The organism is Hyphomicrobium sp., assembly GCF_019744875.1.
In the GTDB taxonomy this organism is placed as follows: Bacteria; Pseudomonadota; Alphaproteobacteria; order Rhizobiales; family Hyphomicrobiaceae; genus Hyphomicrobium_C.
In genome coordinates this window covers 1004336-1022877 of record NZ_JAIETU010000002.1, presented here as the reverse complement: position 1 = coordinate 1022877, position 18542 = coordinate 1004336, and the positions used below count along the sequence as shown (strand labels likewise).

Here is an 18542-nt window from a genome sequence, read left to right as displayed (position 1 = left end):
GGGGGAGGCTCCGGTGGTGGCTTGCGGCGTAAGAGACACCCTAAAAGTAGGATGCCAACCGCCCCATCGCCACCTGCACTAAAGGCCCAGTGGACGTTTTTGTGAGGCCGGGTGTGCGGCTGAGGGCAGATGAGGAGAGGGCACGAAAGTGGGGGAGCGGTCGAAAAAGGGTGAGGGGCCGCAACCAACTCAACATCCGCAACTGTCTTCCTAGGCGTTGTGCCTAGGATCCATCTCTCCGCATGGGAAAGCGGAACGTGCTCCACCCATGATCACCGAACTACGCAACATTTCCCAGCCCACCAACATCGCCGCGGCGCGCTAAAGCGCGCCGCGCAAATGCGCGGCCCGGCCTTTCAGGCCAGCCGGGTCAATGTTGGTGGGGCAGGCATGACGGGACTTGGAGGTGGCTCCGCCCGTCTACTCCGCCGCCGCCTTCGTGTATCCGTACTTCTCGTTGAGCTTGGTGATGAGGTCCGCTGCCGCCTTCGGGATGTTGGTGCCCGGGCCGAAAATCGCTGCAGCGCCCGCCGCGAACAGCGCCTCGTAATCGTGCGGCGGGATCACGCCGCCGACCACCACCATGATGTCCTCGCGGCCATCCTTGGCGAGCGCCCCCTTGAGATCCGGTACCAGCGTCAAATGGCCGGCCGTCATGGTCGAGACGCCGATCACATGCACGTCGTTCTCAACCGCCTGGCGCGCCGCTTCTTCCGGCGTCGCAAACAGCGGTCCGATGTCGACGTCGAAGCCGAGGTCGGCAAACGCGGATGCAATCACCTTCTGTCCGCGGTCATGACCGTCCTGGCCCATCTTGGCGATAAGAATGCGCGGGCGCCGCCCGTCCATCTTCTCGAACGCCGCCGCCATCTGAATGACCGTGCCGACATCGTCGTTCATGGAACCCGCTTCCGATCTGTAAACGCCCGAAATGGTGCGCACTTCCGCGCGATGACGCGTGTACACCCGTTCCATCGCTTCCGACATTTCGCCGACGGTCGCCATCGCGCGCGCCGCCTTGACGCCGAGGTCGAGCAGGTTGGCGTTGCCCTTCGCGCCTTCCGTCAGCGCGTTGAGGGCGGCCTGCACTTCCACTTCGTTACGCTCGCCGCGAAGCCGCTTGAGCTTGGCGATCTGCTGCTCGCGCACGGACGCGTTGTCCACCTTGAGCAGGTTGATCTTGAGGTCTTCCGTCGTTTGCAGCTTGTTGATGCCGACGATGGTCTGGCGCCCGCTGTCGATACGCGCCTGCGTGCGAGCGGCGGCTTCCTCGATGCGGATCTTCGGAATGCCCGCCGCAATGGCCTTCGCCATGCCGCCGAGCTTTTCCACCTCGTCGATATGCTTCATGGCCTTGAGCGCCAGCTCGTAGGTCAGCCGCTCGATAAAGTGGCTGCCGCCCCACGGATCGATCGGACGCGTCGTGCCGCTTTCCTGCTGCAGCACAAGCTGCGTGTTACGCGCGATGCGGGCCGAGAAGTCGGTCGGGAGTGCGATGGCTTCGTCGATGCCGTTGGTGTGCAGCGATTGTGTGTGCCCCTGCGTGGCCGCCATGGCCTCGATGCAGGTGCGCGTCGCGTTGTTGAAAATGTCCTGCGCCGTGAGGCTCCAGCCCGACGTCTGGCAGTGCGTGCGCAGCGACAGCGAGCGCACGTCCTTGGGCGCGAACTCGCGCTTGATGAGCGTCGCCCAGAGCAGGCGCGCGGCCCGCATCTTGGCGATCTCCATGTAGTAGTTCATGCCGATCGCCCAGAAGAACGACAGGCGCGGCGCGAACTTGTCGATGTCGAGGCCGCCGGCAACGCCAGCGCGCGCATACTCGATGCCATCGGCGATGGTGTAGCCGAGCTCGAGGTCCGCCGTCGCGCCCGCTTCCTGCATGTGATAGCCGGAAATCGAGATCGAGTTGAACTTCGGCATGTTGGCCGACGTGTAGGCGAAGATGTCGGACACGATCCGCATCGAAGGGTCGGGCGGATAGATGTAGGTGTTCCGCACCATGAATTCTTTGAGGATGTCGTTCTGGATCGTGCCGGCGAGCTTGGAGGCGGGAACGCCCTGCTCCTCGCCCGCCACGATGAACAGCGAGAGAATCGGCAGCACCGCGCCGTTCATCGTCATCGAGACGGTCATGTCTTGCAGCGGGATGGAGTCGAACAGCGTCCGCATGTCGTAGATGCTGTCGATGGCCACGCCCGCCATGCCGACGTCGCCGCGCACGCGCGGATGATCCGAGTCGTAGCCGCGATGCGTCGCCAGATCGAACGCGACCGAGAGGCCCTTCTGTCCGGCCGCGATGTTGCGCCGGTAGAACGCGTTGGAATCTTCCGCCGTCGAGAAGCCCGCGTACTGGCGCACCGTCCACGGCTGCGTGACGTACATCGTCGGATACGGCCCGCGCACGTAAGGGGCGATGCCCGGCCACGTGTCGAGGAAATCGAGCCCCGCCGTATCGGCCTCCGTATAGACCGGCTTGACCGGGATGCCCTCCGGCGTCGCGAACGTCTCGCCGGCCGGGAGCGACGATGCTCCGCCCGCATTCGGCGCGCTCTCGAGCTTGACCTGGGTAAAGTCCGGAATGGTGGTCATGCCTGTCGTCATCTCTTGCTAGGCCCGGTTGGGGCGACGTCCAAAGAGTGTAGTCCAGAACGGCTGCGCTTATGAAGTGACGCGGCGCGATCTCGTCAAAAGCCAGAACAAAAGCCCGCCGGCACCGCCGGAAAGCCCGTGGAAGGTGGCCATCTCGCCGGCCGCAGCCAGGGTGTTCGCGCTGTCGGCCGGCACATAAAGGCCCAGGAACGGCAGCATCCAGATGAGCGCCGCGAGGGCAGAAAGCGCAACGTACCCCGCAAGATCGCGCAAGCCGCCCGCAGGCGATGCGGAGAACAGCCAGCGGATCGCCAGCAGGGCCGGGATCCCGGGAAGCGCGCCGTAGACGAGCCCGGCCACGATGAACGCCCGCGCCGGGTCTTCGAACATCCCCTGGCCGAACACGAGCCAGAGGCCGGTCGCAGCCGCACCGAGAGACGCGAGCGCCGCGGCGGAGAAAACGTAAAACGCGCCGGTTCGCGATCCGGCGCCGGGAGCCTCCGACATGCTCGCGATCTGGCCGCTCACGCCGTCACTCCCAGCTTCCCCTGCAGCCCCTTCAGCGTCGCGACTGCGTCCGCACCGACGAACAGGAACTGGTCGACGCCTGCCGCCTTGAGAGCAGCTTCGCGTTCACCCGGCCGCCCGGCCATCAGCACGAGCTTCGCGCCCGCCGCCTTGAGCGCCTTCGCGGTTGCTTCCGCGTGCTCGGCGTAGAGCGCATCCGACGAACAGATGCATGCCGTCGTCACGCCCGACGCCTTGAACGCCTTTGCCGCGTCATCGGCCGACGCGTACCCGTCGGTCGTGAGCGAAGCGATGCCGCCGGCCGCGAGGTAATTCTTGACCCACGTCGAACGCCCGGTGTGATCGATTACCGCGCCGATGCTGGCGAGGAAGATGGTCGGTGCCGGATTGCCCTTGGCGACGAAGGCGTCCGATGCGTCGCGCAGCGCCTCGAATGGCTCGGCAAGCCGGTGTGGCACGAGCGGGCGCACCATCTCTTCGCTGCGGACGGGCGGCACGGCCGCAGGCGGGGCGAACGTGACGCCGTCGTCGCCGAGCAGCGGAAACGCCGACACGCCGGTGAGATCCTGCTTGCCGGTCGCGATCGCCTTCGCGCGCGCGGCCGCGTCGGCTGCCACGCGATCCTGGATGAAGCCCTGGTCGAGCGCGGCGATGATGCCGCCCTTCGCCTCGATCTCCTGCATCAGCGCCCAAGCCGCCTTCGCGGTCTCGTCCGTCAGCGCCTCGATGAACCAGGAGCCGCCCATCGGATCGACCACGCGGCCGAGCCAGCTTTCCTCCTGAAGCACGATCTGGATGTTGCGCGCGCAGCGGCGAGCGAAATCGTCGGCTTCCCCGAGCGCCGCCGTGAACGGCAGCACGGTGATGGCGTCGGCGCCACCGAGCGCCGCGCCCGCGCACGAGAGTGTCGAGCGCAGCATGTTGGTCCAGGAATCGCGCTGCGCCATGACGCGCAGCGAAGCGCGCGCGGAAATGTGGAGCGCGCGCGCCGCATCACCCGCGCCCGATGCGTCCGCGATGCGCCAGATCAGGCGGCGCGCGGCGCGCAGCTTGGCGACCGAGGCGAACAGGTCGGTGTCGGTCGAGACGGCGAACGACATCTGCGCCAGAGCGTCGGCCGGTGCCGCGCCGGCCGCCTCGAACATTCTGAGGTAGGCGATGAGCGTCGCGCCAAGCGCGGCCAGCTCGAGCGCGTCGTTGGCGCCGGCCTCGTGATAGATGGTGCTGTCGACGCGCACGGTTCGCACGGCGGGCGCCTCGGCGCGGGCGACGCGAACGATCGCGATCGTCTCGGCCAGCGTCTGCGTGAGGGATGCAGGCCGCGTTCCCCAGCGAGCGAGCGAGCCGATCGGGTCGAGCCCGAGAAAGAGCAGCGCCGACTTGGACGGAATGTCGAGGCCGGGAAGGGCTGCGATGAGATGGCGGGCCGCCTCCGGCGCGCCGAGACCGGCCTTGAGCTCCAGCGGCGCAAGGTCGAGCCGCATGCCGCTGAGCGCGGTCTTCATGTCGGCGGCACTCGTGATCCGGCAGCCGGCCTGACCCGGCGCCTCGATTTCGAGCAGCACCCCGTTGCTGCCGCCGTTCAGCTCGGTCAGAATTTCCGTATTGGCCCGGGCGGGATCGGTGGCGCGGATCCCCTGGCGGATTTCCCAGCCCAACCCCTCGACGGCCGCGCTCGCCCCGCGCGTGAACGGCGCCTGGCCCGGCAGGGCCGACTGCTGGCCCTCGTTTGCGGTGGCGCGGGTATAGATCGGCTCGACCCGGATGCCGTCCGCCGTGCGCGTGACGAGCTTCTTTTCGAAGTCCGCGCCCTTGATCGCCTTATCGACCAGGGCAAGCCATTGTTCGCGTGTCGCCGCCTCGAAATCCGACGCGAGAGGAATGGCTGAGGCGCCAGCAGCGGGGTCGGTGGCCGTCATGTCGTTCTTGATCCTCGTTCATCGGGGTCCGTGCCAGCCGGGACAGGCCGTACCTTCTGGGTTTTCTATAGGGAAAACCACAAGCGCGCGCACGCGGAAAGGGGGAATGTGACGGGTCCGCGACGGTTCGGCGCGCTTGCCGCTCTCTGTGGCCCGAAAGGGGGCGCCGGACGGGTTTCCCCAGCTTGACGAAGCGGGCCATGCAACTGAATTTGCAATGAAGCTATCGGCATGCAAAGACGGCCCTAAGTCGGAATTTGTGCGAGTCGGTTGGCTGATCCGCCGCTAATTGCGCCGAGACACCCGCCGCGAGCGTCACTTCGGAGATCTGAATGAGCGAGCAGGTGTTGGTTGACGGCAAGATTTTCATCGGCAAGAGCACGAAGCCCGAGTACCTCGAGCTTCGTTTCGCCAACCGTCACGGCCTGATCACCGGCGCAACCGGTACCGGCAAAACGGTGACGCTGCAGGGACTGGCAGAGGGCTTCTCCGCGGCCGGCGTGCCGGTGTTTGCGGCCGACATCAAGGGCGACCTCTCGGGCGTCGCGGCCGTCGGCGAGCCGAAGGATTTCCTCGTCAAGCGCGCGGCCGAGGTCGGCCTCGGCTCGGACTGGCACCAGCGCGCCTACCCGACCATTTTCTGGGACGTGTTCGGCAAGGAAGGCCACCCCATCCGCGCCACCGTGCTCGACATGGGCCCCCTGCTGCTGTCGCGCATGCTGGAGCTCAACGAGGTGCAGGAAGGTGTGCTCAACATCGCCTTCCGCGTCGCCGCCGATGAGAAAATCCCGGTCCTGGATCTTAAGGACCTGCGCACCATCATCACCAACGTTGCCGAACGCTCGAAGGAGCTGGTCGCCAAGTACGGCAACGTCGCCACGACGTCCGTCGGCGCCATTCAGCGCCGCCTCCTGGTGCTCGAGGAGCAGGGCGCCGGCCAGTTCTTCGGTGAGCCGTCGCTCGACATCAACGACTTCATGCGCTTGGCGCCAGATGGCCGCGGCGTCATCAGCATTCTCGCCGCCGACAAGTTGATGGAGAAGCCGCGCCTCTACACCACGTTCCTGCTCTGGATGCTGACCAAGCTCTGGCAGACGCTGCCCGAAGCCGGCGACCTGCCGAAGCCGAAGCTCGTCTTCTTCTTCGACGAAGCGCATCTGCTGTTCAACGAAGCGCCGAAAGCGCTGCTGGAGCGCATCGAGCAGATCGCCCGCCTGATCCGCTCGAAGGGCGTCGGCGTCTACTTCATCACGCAGAACCCGATGGACGTGCCGAATTCCGTGTCGGCCCAGCTCGGCAACCGCGTCCAGCATGCGCTGCGCGCCTTCACGCCCCAGGAGCAGAAGGCCGTCAAAGCCGCAGCCGAAACCTTCCGCAAGAACCCGGACCTCGACACCGCGCGCGTGATCCTGGAGCTCAAGGTCGGCGAGGCGCTCGTCTCCACGCTTGAAAACAAGGGTGAGCCGTCCATCGTCCAGCGCACGCTGATCCGCCCGCCCGAGGGACGCGTCGGCCCCGTCACCGCCGACGAGCGCCTGAGCGTCATCGAGTACAGCCCGGTCTACGGCAAGTACGAAGAGACGATCGATCGCGAGAGCGCCCACGAGATCATTACCAAGCGCGCCGACAAGGCGACCGATGAAGCCGGTGCCGGCAGTGGCGGCGGCTGGGGCGACATCATTTTCGGCGGAGGCGGCGGCACCACGGCCGACGGCAAGTCCAAGGGCCGGCCGCGCCAGGGTATGGGCGAAATGATCGGCAAGGACCTTCAGCGTTCAATTTCACGCACGATTGCCACCACGATCAAGAACATCATCATCAAGTCGATCACCGGGCGCAGCCGCTGAGGCGGCCCGGAAGTTTGCGTCTCGCATCTGAGCTTGAACGAGGGAGCCTCGGGCCAATCCGGCCCACGCTTTGAAAACCAATGGCGCGCATCCTCATTTGCCACGTGCCGAAGGATGGAAGTGTTGCCCGCGAGCTCGGCTCCGCGCTGATGGGGCGCGGACACTTCGTGTCCTTCGACGGCGAGCCCGATCAGCCGCGCGAAGTCCGTTCGGCCCGCCTGCGCCAGTTTGAGGCCGTCATCGTCATCTGGACGGAGACGTCGGCGCAAAACGTCGGTCTCTCCGATATTGCCCGCGAAGTGATGCCACTCAACCAGCTCGTGCCGGTGCGCGCCGACGATCTGTCGCCGGCCCGCCTGCCGCTGATGTTTCGCAAGCTGAGCATGATCGCCCCACGCGACATCGACGGCATCGCCCGCGTGGTCGCTCGCATGAGCACGGCAGCCTCGTCGTTGAGGGAAATGGCCGAGCGCGATACCGCGCGCCGCACGGCGTCCGAAGCCGCCGATCAGCCCACGCCCGGCGCCGCCTCCCAGGGGTCGCCCTATGTCGCCAGCCGCAACCGCCCGAAGCCCGCGGGTATGCCGCCCCGCATCCCGGACGACGACACGTTTCAATACAAGCCCGGTCAGTTCAAGCCGAGCGACTCTCCGGTTGTCGAAACGGGCGCCGCCGCGCAAGCGCGCCCCCTGCTCGCCCTCCCGGAAGCGGATGCGGAACAGGCGGCCTACGGCGAGCGGCAGTTGACCGGACAGCCTGTGACGAGCCAGTCCGCGGCCGCCCCCCCGCGCGCCGGCCGCACGTTCGCTTCGCCGCCGGAGCGCCCGTCCGCTACCGTCGTGACGGCGGAAGATCTCGGCCAGGCATTGGACGCGGGCCTCCTCGTGCCGCGCATTCCCGGCGCCATGTGGCTCGGCGAGCCGGCCACCGTCGAGTTCACACTCGGTCGTGACTTCATGTCCGGCCTCGTGCACGCCAGCGTGCCCCCACACATTGCCGAGGTTCGCCAGTCGCTGGAGACGCTGTCGATCAGCCTTTACGGCGAAGCGGCCGCCTTCGAGATCGAGCGCCAGTCCGAGCGCACGCAGTTCGTGAACCTGAAGCTCGCCATGGCCGCCCGCGATCCCGAGACGTTCGGGCGCTGGGCCTGGCTCGTCACGCCGCGCGCCGCGGGCTCGCACGACGTGGTGGTGCGCGTGTCCGCGCTGATGCGCGACCGCAATGGCGTGCCCGCTCCGGTGGCCTTGCCGGACCGCCGCATCTCGATCGCGGTTGCCGTGCCGGAAAACACCAGCCTCGTGTCCGCGCTCGCCGGCTGGGTCCGCCGCTGATCTCATTTCCAAACAAAAGCGCGGGACCCTTTCGGATCCCGCGCTCATGATTGCTGCGATCGAGCTGGCCGCGAGCGTTAGCCCGCCATTTCCTCGACGTGCTCCCAGTTGATGAGGTTGTCGAACCAGGCCTCGAGATACTTCGGGCGCGCGTTGCGATAGTCGATGTAGTAACTGTGCTCCCACACGTCGACGCCGAGGATCGGCTGGGCGCCGTGCATCAGCGGGTTCTCGCCGTTCGGCGTCTTGCTCACTTCGAGCTTTCCGTCGCGGATGGCGAGCCAGGCCCAGCCCGAGCCGAACTGCGTCGTGCCCGCGTTGATGAAGTCGGCGCGCACTTTGTCGAAACCGCCGTAGCCGTCGACAAGCTTGGCCACTGAGCCCGGAAGCTTGTTGCCGCCGCCGCCCTTCTTCATCCACTTCCAGAAGTGCAGGTGGTTGTAGTGCTGGCCGAGGTTGTTCACGAGCGGCTGGTTCTTGCCGGCGTAAGCGGCCACGCAGATCTCCTCCAGCGACTTGCCCTCGAGACCGGACCCGACGATCAGCTTGTTGCCGTTGTCGACATAGGCCTGGTGATGCTTGTCGTGATGGTAGGTGAGCGTTTCGGCCGACATGTAGGGCGCCAGCGCGTCATAAGCATAGGGGAGATCAGGGAGCTTGAAGGTCACGGGGATTTTCTCCGTTCGAGCGGAATTTAGCACCCAATGCCTACCGGCTCGGGAGGTTCCGTTCAAGCTTTGTCGGACAGGGGTGCCATCGGCGCCGGCCGCGGCGCACGTTGGAAAAACTGAAGAATTTTCTTGGGGGGGAGGGCGGGGGTGCACCGACCCTGAACGGTGCACCCCCATGGATCACGCCGGGGAAGATAAGGATCTCAGGGTAAAGACACCCTAGGACGAGCCCGCTGAACCCCCTCTGAATGGTGCGTTCACCTGCCGTTCATCGATGTGGCGGATTTGTGCCAGCCCTCGCTGCGGCGCCGAAATGCCGCTTGGGGCGCGACGGAAGTTTCACCGCTGCACGTCTTCCAGTAGGGATACTGGTGAGTTTTGGACGACGGCAGGCAATGAAACGACGGATAAGTTCACTGTTTACTCTGGCCGTGCCGGTTGCGGCCGCGGGCCTTGCCGGCCTTTGGCTGCTTGGAGCGCCGGCCCAAACGGGCAACCTGGTCTACGAGACGGCGCCCGTGACGAAGGGGCAGATCCGCAAGATCGTGTCGACCTCGGGCCCTGTCCGCGCGCTTGTCACGGTCAGCGTGGGCTCCCAGCTCTCGGGGCAGGTTGAGGAGGTCAAGGTCGACTTCAACTCCGAGGTCAAGCCGGGCGACGTGCTGGCCACCATCGATTCCAAGACCTTCGCCTCGCGGGTGACGCAGGCGAAAGCCGACCTGATGGCCGCCGAGGCCGCGCTCGCCAACCAGGAAGCGGCCAAGCAGAAGGCCGTCGCCATCCTCGAGGCCGCTGAGACGAACGTCGAGCGCCAGCAGAACCTCGCCGACAAGCGGCTCTCGCCCCAACTGACGCTGGAAACCGCACTGCGCGACCGCGATGTCGCCAAGGCCGAAATCTCGGTCGCCGACGCGCAGGTAAATAGCGCACGCGCGACCATCGAGCAGCGCAAGGCGTCTCTGGATCAAGCCTCCATCGACCTCGATCGCGCCGAAATCCGCTCGCCCATCGACGGCACCGTCATCTCGCGCACCGTCGATCCGGGCCAGACGGTCGCCGCCAGCCTGCAGGCGCCCGAGCTGTTCAAGATCGCCCAGGATCTCTCCCGCATCCGCATCGAGGCGCAGGTGAACGAGGCGGACGTCGGCGCCGTCGCCGAGGGCAACACGGCAACGTTCACGGTCGATGCCTATCCCGATCGCCAGTTCGAAGGACGCGTCACGCAGGTTCGCCTCGCCGCGACGGAACTCAACAGCGTCGTCACCTATACGGTTATCATCGAAGCCGCCAACGAGGGCCGTAAGCTCTTTCCCGGCATGACCGCCAACGTCAACATCGTCTCCGCCACGCGCGACGGCGCCCTGCGCATCTCGAACGACACCCTGCGCTTCAAGCCGAAAACCGAGGTCGCCGGATCCGCCCGCCCGCGGGGCGAAAGCGGCCAGGGAGACCGCGGCGGCCAGATGATCGAGCGCCTCAAGACCGAGGTCGGGCTAACCGACGAGCAGGTCACGGTCGCGCGTGAGGCGATGGCCAAGCTCGGGCGTGAGATGCGCGATAGCAGCCAGCCGAGCTTCATCGGTGGCGGCGGCCCGGGCGGTGGCGACCGCAGCGCCATGCGCCAGCGCTTCATGTCGCGTCTCGAGCAGGCCGTGGGGCCGCTCCTGACGGATACGCAGAAGATCGCGTTCCAGCGCTGGAAGGACGGCCGCGAGGCCGTGCGCCCGGGCACCGTGTGGGTGCTCGGCAAGACCGGCGTGCCCGAGCGGCGCACGATCCGCACCGGCATCTCCGACGACCAGTTCACTGAGGTCGTGGGCGGCGAGCTTGCGGAGGGCGAGGCGGTCATCGTGCGCGCGCGCGACGTGAAGTCATGAACGCGATGGATCGCGCGCCCGATATCGCTTCCCCGCAGCCTCCGGTCCTCGGCCCCCCGCTCATTTCCGCGCACGACCTGAGCAAGGTCTACCGCGTCGGCGAGCAGGATCTCGTCGCGCTCGATCACGTCTCGCTGGAAATCGCGACCGGAGATTTCGTCGCTATCATGGGGCCGTCCGGGTCCGGCAAGTCGACCATGATGAACCTGATCGGCGCGCTCGACGTGCCGACATCGGGACAGCTCGTGCTCGATGGCCGCGACATCGGCAAGCTGTCGGTCGACGAACTGGCCGATCTCCGCAATCGCTCCATCGGCTTCGTCTTTCAGCAGTTCAACCTGCTGCCGCGCACATCCGCGTTGAACCAGGTGATGTTGCCGTTGCTCTATGCGCACCCCCGCCCCGCCGATAGCGTCGAGATGGCGAAGAAGCGCCTCGCCCAGGTCGGCCTCGCCAACCGCATGGATCACACCCCACGCCAGTTGTCCGGCGGCCAGCAGCAGCGTGTCGCCATCGCGCGCGCCCTCGTCAACAACCCGAAGCTCCTCTTGGCCGACGAGCCGACAGGCGCGCTCGACAGCCGCACGTCCGATGAAATCATGCTGGTGTTCGCCGATCTCAATCGGGCGGGCATCACAGTCGTCGTCGTGACCCACGAGCCCGAAATCGCCCTCTGGGCCGGCCGGCGGATCACGTTTCGCGACGGGCACATCGTCGACGACGTGCGCCAGACGCCGATCACCGGGCCGGTGGAGGCCACGTCGTGACCTTCTGGGACAGCATCCTCATCGCCGTGCGCGCGCTCAGGGTCAATCTGCTGCGCTCGGTTCTCACGACCCTTGGCATCGTCATCGGCGTGGCCTCGGTCATCATCCTGGTCGCCGTCGGCACGGGTGCCTCAAGCGAGGTCGATCGCCAGATCAAGGCGCTGGGCACGAACATGCTCGTCATATTCCCGGGCTCAATGCGCGTCATGGGCCGCTCGGGCGGGGCGGGCACGGACATGCCGCTCAGCGAAGCCGACGTGACGGGCATCCGCGACCGGGTGAGCGGCGTGACCGAGGTGGCGGGTCAGATCGAGGATTCCGCCCCCGTCGTGCGCGGCAACGCAAACTGGACCTCGAGCGTCAGCGGCGTTCACGCGGAATATGCCGACGTGCGCGATTGGCCGATTAAGTCCGGCCGCGATCTCGAGCCGGGCGACGTGCGCACCGGGGCCAAGGTGGCCGTCCTGGGCGCCACCGTCGCCAAGGAGCTTTTTCCCGGCGAAGACCCAGTCGGCGCCGCCATCCGCATCAAGAACGTGCCCTTCCAGATCATTGGCGTGCTGTCGGCCAAGGGCCAGTCCGTGATGGGGCGCGACCAGGACGACATCGTCCTGATCCCGATCTCGACCGCGCGCCTGCGCGTCTCCGGAAAAAGCCAAATCCAGAATGACCGCGTCGGGCGCATCTACGTCAAAGTGGACAGCGGGGCCGATATGGCCGTGGTGCAGGAGGATATTGAAAACCTGCTGCGCCAGCGCCGCAAAACCCGCGTCGGCACGGAAGACAGCTTCTCCGTTCGGAATCTCGCCGAAACGATGAAGGCACGCAGCGAGGTTCTGACGACAATGAGCTATCTGCTTGCCGCCACGTCGGTCATTTCATTGATCGTCGGCGGCATCGGCATCATGAACATTATGCTCGTCTCGGTGACGGAGCGGACGCGCGAAATCGGACTTCGCATGGCGGTGGGCGGACGGCGAAAGGACATCATGCTGCAGTTCCTCGTCGAGGCCGTTTCCCTTTGCCTGCTGGGCGGCTTCATCGGCATCGCGATTGGCGTTTCCGCCTCCGCTGTAATTGCATTTGTCGCCGATTGGCCGGTTCTGGTGTCGCCTGCGGTGCTCGGCGGCGCGCTTGCGGCCGCGGCCGCAACGGGCATTTGCTTCGGCCTGTTTCCGGCGCGGCGCGCCGCGCTCCTCAATCCGATCGACGCATTGCGCAGCGAATAGCGCTCGGTTCGCCGCGCCCCACGGCCTCGATGCTGAGGCCCATCGAAAATCATGGCCCGGCCGCTATGATCGGCATACATATTAAATATTATGCCGCGACTTTTTTATCTATTTGCAGTTTTTTGCTGTGAAAAGTCCGTTCGGCGAATATAACCGCCTTCGCAGAACATCTTTGAGACCAGGGACGGAGTACCGATGGCCGCTATCAATTACGACAAGATGTCGGTGAAAGAGCTGACGGATCATATTGCAAAGGCGCAGAAAGCTCTCAACGCTGCCAAAGATCGTGAACGCGCCGATCTGAAGCACAAGATCGCGTCTTTGGCCGAGAATGCTGGTTTCTCAGTGGGCGAACTTTTCGGCGCCCGTGGCCGCGGCAAGTCCGTTGCCGTGAAATACATGAATCCGGACAACCGTTCCGAGACGTGGACCGGGCGCGGCAGAAAGCCCAATTGGCTCGTCGCGAAACTAAACAAAGGCGCGAAGATGACGGATTTCGCCGTCTAATTTTAAAAATTCCAATGTGTTTGTTCGCCGCGCGTCCAAAACGGGACGGGCGGCGAACTGCTTTTTGTTGGGCTGAATATCAAGTCCTTTGCGAGAACAAAGCGGCACTATTCTGAGCCCATCCGGTCCGGTGCGCCTTCTTACTCCTGCCAATTTGAGCGGCTAGAGATCGGTGGCTGATCGCGAGAGCAACGCCCCGTTTACGCCTCGCTAACGATTGCCCGTTACACGCGTCCCTACGCGATACACGCGTCCCCCCAACCTCAGAAGTAACCACGCGGTGCATTCGGCGCGGCGGTAGACCTTAGGTTAGCACTCGGACCTTGACACTGCTAACAGGTCTCTACATATAGCGGCCATGCGCGCCGCAGTCCCCCGGACAGCGGCGCCATGCGCAAACTCGGGCCAAGGGCAAGATGCCCGACTTGAGCTGCAGAACCTGAAAAAGTTTCAACATATTCAATCATGAGGGTTTACCCATGAAGTTCCGTCCCTTGCATGATCGCGTCGTGGTCAAGCGCCTTGAGGAGGACACCAAGACCGCTGGCGGCATCATCATTCCCGACACCGCCAAGGAAAAGCCCCAGCAGGGCGAAGTCGTCGCTGTCGGCCCCGGCGCCCGCGACGAGCAGGGCAAGGTCGTTGCCCTCGACGTGAAGCCCGGCGATCGCGTGCTGTTCGGCAAGTGGTCCGGCACCGAGGTCAAGATCGACGGCGAAGATCTCCTCATCATGAAGGAGAGCGACATCCTCGGCGTTCTGGAAGGCAAGGCATCGGCCAAGAAGGCCGCCTGAGCTCCATCTCGTTGCACTGAATAGTATCCCCCGAATATCCGAACGGAGCCTCACATGTCAGCTAAAGACGTAAAGTTCTCGCAGGACGCGCGCGAGAAGATGCTGCGCGGCGTCGACATTCTTGCGAATGCCGTCAAGGTCACCCTCGGCCCCAAGGGCCGTAACGTCGTCATCGAGAAGAGCTTCGGCGCTCCCCGCATCACCAAGGACGGTGTGACGGTCGCCAAGGAAATCGAGCTCGAGGACAAGTTCGAGAACATGGGCGCGCAGATGCTGCGCGAAGTTGCCTCGAAGACGGCCGACCTGGCCGGCGACGGCACCACCACCGCGACCGTGCTGGCTCAGGCCATCGTTCGCGAAGGCGCAAAGTCGGTTGCAGCCGGCGCCAACCCGATGGATCTCAAGCGCGGCATTGATCTCGCCGTCGCCGCCGTCGTCGAAGAGCTCAAGACGAAGTCGAAGAAGGTCACGTCGAACGACGAGATCGCCCAGGTCGGCACCATCTCGGCCAACGGCGATGTCGAAATCGGCTCCAAGATCGCCGAAGCCATGAAGAAGGTCGGCAACGAGGGCGTCATCACCGTCGAAGAGAGCAAGAGCCTCGAGACCGAGCTTGACGTCGTCGAAGGCATGCAGTTCGACCGCGGCTATCTCTCGCCGTACTTCATCACCAACGCCGACAAGATGGTGGCCGAGCTCGAGAGCCCGTACATCCTGATCCACGAGAAGAAGCTGTCGGGTCTCCAGGCCATGCTGCCGGTGCTCGAAGCTGTCGTCCAGACCGGCAAGCCGCTCCTCATCATCGCTGAAGACGTCGAAGGCGAAGCTCTCGCAACGCTCGTCGTCAACAAGCTGCGCGGCGGCCTCAAGGTTGCGGCTGTCAAGGCTCCGGGCTTCGGCGATCGCCGCAAGGCCATGCTCGAAGACATCGCGATCCTCACGGGCGGCACCGTTGTCTCGGAAGACATCGGCATCAAGCTCGAGACCGTGACGCTCGACATGCTCGGCCGCGCCAAGCGCGTGTCGATCGACAAGGAAAACACCACCGTTGTCGACGGCTCGGGCAAGAAGGCTGAGATCGAAGCCCGCGTGAAGCAGATCAAGGCGCAGATCGAGGAAACCTCCTCGGACTACGACCGCGAGAAGCTGCAGGAGCGTCTGGCCAAGCTTGCTGGCGGCGTTGCCGTCATCAAGGTCGGCGGCGCGACCGAAGTTGAAGTCAAGGAGCGCAAGGATCGCGTTGACGACGCTCTGCACGCCACGCGCGCAGCCGTCGAAGAAGGCGTTGTCCCCGGCGGCGGCGTTGCTCTGCTCCGCTCCATCAAGGCTCTCGACAACATCAAGCTCGACAACGAAGACCAGAAGGTCGGCGTCACGATCGTGCGCAAGGCTCTCCAAGCTCCGGCTCGCCAGATCTTCACCAACGCCGGTGAAGATGGCTCGGTCGTTGCCGGCAAGATCCTCGAGAACAACAAGTACGCTTATGGCTTCAACGCTCAGACGGGCGTCTACGGCGATCTGATCGCCGACGGCGTCATCGACCCGACCAAGGTCGTCCGTTGCGCGCTTCAGGATGCGGCCTCGGTTGCCGGCCTCCTGATCACGACCGAAGCCATGATCGCCGAGAAGCCCAAGAAGGATGGCGCTCCCGCCATGCCGATGGGCGGCGGAATGGGCGGCATGGGCGGCATGGATTTCTAATCCAAGCACCCTCGGCCACCAGCCGAAACACCTAAGGAAGGCCGGAGCGCATCGCGCTCCGGCCTTTTTGCTTTGCCCCGCGCCCCTTGCCATCGCCCGCCCACGCCCCACATGCCGAAATGGCCCCTGCAGCAGCCAAGCCGAGCCAACATCGAAAACGAGCGAAGGAGGTCACGCCATGCTCGCCATCGAGATCGAGGAACACGCGCGCAAGCTCATGGAAGCCCAAGGCCCCAGGGCCATAGCCGAGGCGGCACAGAAAGCGCGTAGCTTGGAAGAACAGGGAGCTGCCGAGCAGGCCGTGACATGGCGCCGGGTCGAAGCGGCCTTGCGGCGCCTGCAGGGTCCCCGAGCGAAATAGGCAGCAGACGGGCATTTCCCCGACTGCCGACTGCCCGCCTTACCTGTTCGCCTTCACGATATCCGACAACGTGCGGGCGAGCAGAAGCTCGTCCCGCGGGAAGTCGTGCGACACCCACCAGTCCTCGAAGGCGCGCAGGATGCGCCCGACGGCCGGCCCCTCGGCCAGCCCGCGCGATACGAGATCGGCGCCCCGCACGGGGAGGGTCGGCGCCGTCCAGCGCTCGGGCAGCGCGAGCCGGTCGCGCCATCGCATCCATTCCGACGTGTCGTCCGCCCTGGCCTCTCTCCGGGCCCAAGCCAGCAGCACGCCATCGCGGTACGCCGCCGCGCCGAAGCGGTAGATGAACGCGCGCGCCAGTTTCTCATCGGCAGAGGGATCGAGCGCCTGCGACGGCAACGCGGCCTGATGCAGGCGTTCGGCTTCCGCGTTCGACAGGCGCAGTCGCTCGGCCAGAGCGCCGTGCCCCGCGCCGGTTCCGATACCGGCGAGCGCCGCGAGCCGCAGCAGGGCATCTGGCTCACGGTCGAGCGCGGCCTCGATGCTGGCAAGACGCGCGAGCGACCGCGTATCGCCCGCCGTCCCGATCAGCGGCTCGAACAGTCCCGCATCGGCCATCACCCGCGCGATCTCTGATGCACGCGGGGCGCCCAGCAGGCGCAGCAGCTCGGCGCGAACGCGCTCAGCCGAGAGTTGCGCCATGCCCGGCGCCATCTCGATCGCCGCCGCCAGCCCGTCGCCGTCCGGCTCCCCGGATGCGTACTCGGCGTTGAAGCGAAAAAAGCGCAGGATGCGCAGGTAATCCTCGCGGATCCGCGCACGCGCGTCGCCGATGAAGCGCACCGTCCGGGCGAGAAGATCGCCGTATCCGCCGAGCGGATCGTGCACGGTGCCGCGCGCGTCGCAGTAGAGCGCATTCAGCGTGAAATCGCGCCGCTCCGCGTCCTCGCGCCAGTCGGTCGTGAACGACACGCGCGCATGCCGCCCGTCTGTCTCCACGTCGCGCCGCAGCGTCGTGACTTCGATCGGCTGGCGGTCGACGATCACCGTCACCGTGCCGTGCGCGATGCCCGTCGGAACAGCCCCGAGCCCCGCGGCCTCGGCAAGGCGCACGACGTCGGCGGGGAGGGCGGTCGTGGCGATGTCGACATCCTTGACCGGCGCGCCGAGCAGGGCATTGCGGACGGCCCCGCCCACCACGCGGCCTTCGTACCCGCCCTCCGCGAGGACCGCCAGGACGCGCCGGACGGGGCCTTGAAGCCACGCCTCGTCCGCCAGACTACGCGGGCGCAAATCGCCGGGTGCGGAGGTCATGCGTCGAAGCTCCTGCGGGCCGCCCTAATCGATGTGGCTCGGCTGGATTTTTCCGTCGCGCAGCACGGACGGTTGATACTGCTGCCCGGGGCTGCCGCCCGAGGAGCTGCCGAACACGGCCAGCGTCAGCATGACCAGAATGGCCCCGCTCGCGAACAGCCACAACAGCGGGGCGTCGTCGAGCACCGTCGTGATGGGCTGGCCGCTCGCGTCGGTATCGGCTTCGCGGTCGGCCTTCGCGCGCTGGAACAGCGTCCACGCGATGTAAATGAACGTCGGTAGCAGGAACAGCAGCAGATTCTCGACGACCGTGCGGATCATTCAAAATATCCTCTGGCACATATGGCGCAGGATACCGGCTGTCGCGCCCCAGATGAAGCGCCCGCCGAACGGGATCGCGTAAAAATGCCGTTCGACGCCGGCGATTGTGCGCGTATGGCGCTGATAGTTGCTCAAGTCCATGAGAAACGGCAGCGGCACCTCGAACGTCTCGGCCACTTCATTGCGATCGAGCGTCAGCGGCACATCCGGCGGCACGAGGCCGATCACGGGCGTGATGCAGAACCCGGTGCCCGTCAGATAGCAGTCGAGCGAGCCCACCGGCTCGACGAGCGCGGGATCGAGGCCGATCTCCTCGTGGGTTTCCCTGAGAGCGGTTGCGAGCGGGTCCGCATCCTGCGGCTCGCACTTGCCGCCCGGAAAGGCGATCTGGCCGGCGTGCGCGCTGAGATGCTCGGTCCGGAGCGTGAACAGCAGGGTGACGACGGGCCGCGCGATTGCCGGAATGAGCACCGCGGCCGGGCGGGCGGCGCGCAGCGCGTCGGCGCTGACATTTCGCGCGGCCAGATCCGGATTGAGGTCGAAATCGCTCGCTCCCGCAACCGGCTCGAATCCCCCCGCCGGCCCAGAGCGCAGCGGCGGCAGAACGGCCCTGGCACGGTCTCGAAACGCCGAAGGGGTGAAACGGGGGGAATCGGCTGACAAAGAGTGGCTCATGGGGTTTCATAGAGCGGGAACGCCCCGCAAGCGAGCGCCACGCGCGCATATGCCAGATCATCGCCCTATTGTATTGCGACCACGGAATATGAGTCGCGGGCGAAATCGCTT

16 protein-coding genes are annotated in these 18542 nt (G+C 65.7%); 9 read left to right on the top strand and 7 right to left on the bottom strand.

The window, feature by feature from the left end; translation table 11 throughout:
- Positions 1 to 420 precede the first annotated feature (420 nt).
- The 3 genes from scpA to K2Y42_RS04890 all read right to left on the bottom strand — a co-directional run bounded on the left by scpA (position 421) and on the right by K2Y42_RS04890 (position 5036).
- Positions 421 to 2589, bottom strand: coding sequence for a methylmalonyl-CoA mutase (gene scpA / locus K2Y42_RS04900; RefSeq protein WP_291149135.1), 2169 nt, complete (start codon positions 2587 to 2589; stop codon positions 421 to 423).
- A gap of 69 nt (positions 2590 to 2658) precedes the next feature.
- On the bottom strand, positions 2659 to 3117 hold the full coding sequence (locus K2Y42_RS04895; RefSeq protein WP_291149133.1) for a hypothetical protein: 459 nt from the start codon (positions 3115 to 3117) through the stop codon (positions 2659 to 2661).
- Positions 3114 to 5036: a methylmalonyl-CoA mutase family protein gene (locus tag K2Y42_RS04890; protein ID WP_291149131.1), complete on the bottom strand. Its 1923-nt coding sequence runs from the start codon at positions 5034 to 5036 to the stop codon at positions 3114 to 3116. Before K2Y42_RS04890 ends, K2Y42_RS04895 begins: the two co-directional genes overlap by 4 nt.
- A gap of 332 nt (positions 5037 to 5368) precedes the next feature.
- Between K2Y42_RS04890 and K2Y42_RS04885 the strand changes: the two genes are divergently transcribed.
- Both K2Y42_RS04885 and K2Y42_RS04880 read left to right on the top strand, forming a co-directional pair.
- Complete coding sequence (locus tag K2Y42_RS04885; protein WP_291149129.1) at positions 5369 to 6883, top strand: helicase HerA-like domain-containing protein; 1515 nt, start codon at positions 5369 to 5371, stop codon at positions 6881 to 6883.
- An 80-nt stretch (positions 6884 to 6963) separates the two neighbouring features.
- Positions 6964 to 8214, top strand: coding sequence for a hypothetical protein (locus tag K2Y42_RS04880; RefSeq protein ID WP_291149126.1), 1251 nt, complete (start codon positions 6964 to 6966; stop codon positions 8212 to 8214).
- Positions 8215 to 8291: 77 nt separating this feature from the next.
- Here the strand turns inward: K2Y42_RS04880 and K2Y42_RS04875 are convergent, their stop codons facing one another.
- Positions 8292 to 8882 carry a superoxide dismutase gene (locus tag K2Y42_RS04875; RefSeq protein WP_291149123.1) on the bottom strand — a complete coding sequence of 197 codons (591 nt, stop codon included), beginning with the start codon at positions 8880 to 8882 and terminating at the stop codon, positions 8292 to 8294.
- Between the two features lie 398 nt (positions 8883 to 9280).
- Here K2Y42_RS04875 and K2Y42_RS04870 point away from each other — a divergent pair, with 398 nt between their 5' ends.
- The 7 genes from K2Y42_RS04870 to K2Y42_RS04840 all read left to right on the top strand — a co-directional run bounded on the left by K2Y42_RS04870 (position 9281) and on the right by K2Y42_RS04840 (position 16121).
- Entirely contained in the window at positions 9281 to 10762 is a 1482-nt protein-coding gene (locus K2Y42_RS04870) for an efflux RND transporter periplasmic adaptor subunit (protein ID WP_291149121.1), read from the top strand.
- Positions 10759 to 11529, top strand: coding sequence for an ABC transporter ATP-binding protein (locus K2Y42_RS04865; RefSeq protein ID WP_366512342.1), 771 nt, complete (start codon positions 10759 to 10761; stop codon positions 11527 to 11529). Before K2Y42_RS04870 ends, K2Y42_RS04865 begins: the two co-directional genes overlap by 4 nt.
- Positions 11526 to 12758, top strand: a complete 1233-nt coding sequence (locus K2Y42_RS04860; protein ID WP_291149119.1) for an ABC transporter permease — start codon at positions 11526 to 11528, stop codon at positions 12756 to 12758. Before K2Y42_RS04865 ends, K2Y42_RS04860 begins: the two co-directional genes overlap by 4 nt.
- A 195-nt stretch (positions 12759 to 12953) precedes the next feature.
- On the top strand, positions 12954 to 13265 hold the full coding sequence (locus K2Y42_RS04855) for an H-NS histone family protein (protein ID WP_291149117.1): 312 nt from the start codon (positions 12954 to 12956) through the stop codon (positions 13263 to 13265).
- A 479-nt stretch (positions 13266 to 13744) separates the two neighbouring features.
- On the top strand, positions 13745 to 14059 hold the full coding sequence (gene groES, locus K2Y42_RS04850) for a co-chaperone GroES (protein ID WP_291149114.1): 315 nt from the start codon (positions 13745 to 13747) through the stop codon (positions 14057 to 14059).
- Positions 14060 to 14113: 54 nt separating this feature from the next.
- Positions 14114 to 15760 carry a chaperonin GroEL gene (groL, locus tag K2Y42_RS04845; RefSeq protein WP_291149112.1) on the top strand — a complete coding sequence of 549 codons (1647 nt, stop codon included), beginning with the start codon at positions 14114 to 14116 and terminating at the stop codon, positions 15758 to 15760.
- A 178-nt stretch (positions 15761 to 15938) separates the two neighbouring features.
- Positions 15939 to 16121 carry a hypothetical protein gene (locus K2Y42_RS04840; RefSeq protein WP_291149110.1) on the top strand — a complete coding sequence of 61 codons (183 nt, stop codon included), beginning with the start codon at positions 15939 to 15941 and terminating at the stop codon, positions 16119 to 16121.
- A 39-nt stretch (positions 16122 to 16160) separates the two neighbouring features.
- On the opposite strand, the gene K2Y42_RS04835 is transcribed toward K2Y42_RS04840, so the two are convergent.
- The 3 genes from K2Y42_RS04835 to K2Y42_RS04825 are packed head-to-tail and all read right to left on the bottom strand — an operon-like array spanning position 16161 to position 18431.
- Positions 16161 to 17435: a CCA tRNA nucleotidyltransferase gene (locus tag K2Y42_RS04835; protein ID WP_291149108.1), complete on the bottom strand. Its 1275-nt coding sequence runs from the start codon at positions 17433 to 17435 to the stop codon at positions 16161 to 16163.
- A gap of 24 nt (positions 17436 to 17459) precedes the next feature.
- A complete protein-coding gene (locus tag K2Y42_RS04830) occupies positions 17460 to 17756 on the bottom strand; it encodes a DUF6111 family protein (protein ID WP_291149106.1) in 297 nt (98 codons plus the stop codon).
- Entirely contained in the window at positions 17757 to 18431 is a 675-nt protein-coding gene (locus K2Y42_RS04825) for a CoA pyrophosphatase (protein ID WP_291149103.1), read from the bottom strand. It lies immediately after the preceding gene.
- Positions 18432 to 18542: the final 111 nt, after the last annotated feature.

Bases quoted from the DNA above. Each gene is read 5' to 3' on its own strand.
- scpA (WP_291149135.1), bottom strand. From the start codon at position 2,589: ATGACCACCATTCCGGACTTTACCCAGGTCAAGCTCGAGAGCGCGCCG.
- K2Y42_RS04890 (WP_291149131.1), bottom strand. From the start codon at position 5,036: ATGACGGCCACCGACCCCGCTGCTGGCGCCTCAGCCATTCCTCTCGCG.
- K2Y42_RS04885 (WP_291149129.1), top strand. From the start codon at position 5,369: ATGAGCGAGCAGGTGTTGGTTGACGGCAAGATTTTCATCGGCAAGAGC.
- K2Y42_RS04880 (WP_291149126.1), top strand. From the start codon at position 6,964: ATGGCGCGCATCCTCATTTGCCACGTGCCGAAGGATGGAAGTGTTGCC.
- K2Y42_RS04870 (WP_291149121.1), top strand. From the start codon at position 9,281: ATGAAACGACGGATAAGTTCACTGTTTACTCTGGCCGTGCCGGTTGCG.
- K2Y42_RS04865 (WP_366512342.1), top strand. From the start codon at position 10,759: ATGAACGCGATGGATCGCGCGCCCGATATCGCTTCCCCGCAGCCTCCG.
- K2Y42_RS04855 (WP_291149117.1), top strand. From the start codon at position 12,954: ATGGCCGCTATCAATTACGACAAGATGTCGGTGAAAGAGCTGACGGAT.
- groES (WP_291149114.1), top strand. From the start codon at position 13,745: ATGAAGTTCCGTCCCTTGCATGATCGCGTCGTGGTCAAGCGCCTTGAG.
- groL (WP_291149112.1), top strand. From the start codon at position 14,114: ATGTCAGCTAAAGACGTAAAGTTCTCGCAGGACGCGCGCGAGAAGATG.
- K2Y42_RS04840 (WP_291149110.1), top strand. From the start codon at position 15,939: ATGCTCGCCATCGAGATCGAGGAACACGCGCGCAAGCTCATGGAAGCC.
- K2Y42_RS04835 (WP_291149108.1), bottom strand. From the start codon at position 17,435: ATGACCTCCGCACCCGGCGATTTGCGCCCGCGTAGTCTGGCGGACGAG.
- K2Y42_RS04830 (WP_291149106.1), bottom strand. From the start codon at position 17,756: ATGATCCGCACGGTCGTCGAGAATCTGCTGCTGTTCCTGCTACCGACG.
- K2Y42_RS04825 (WP_291149103.1), bottom strand. From the start codon at position 18,431: ATGAGCCACTCTTTGTCAGCCGATTCCCCCCGTTTCACCCCTTCGGCG.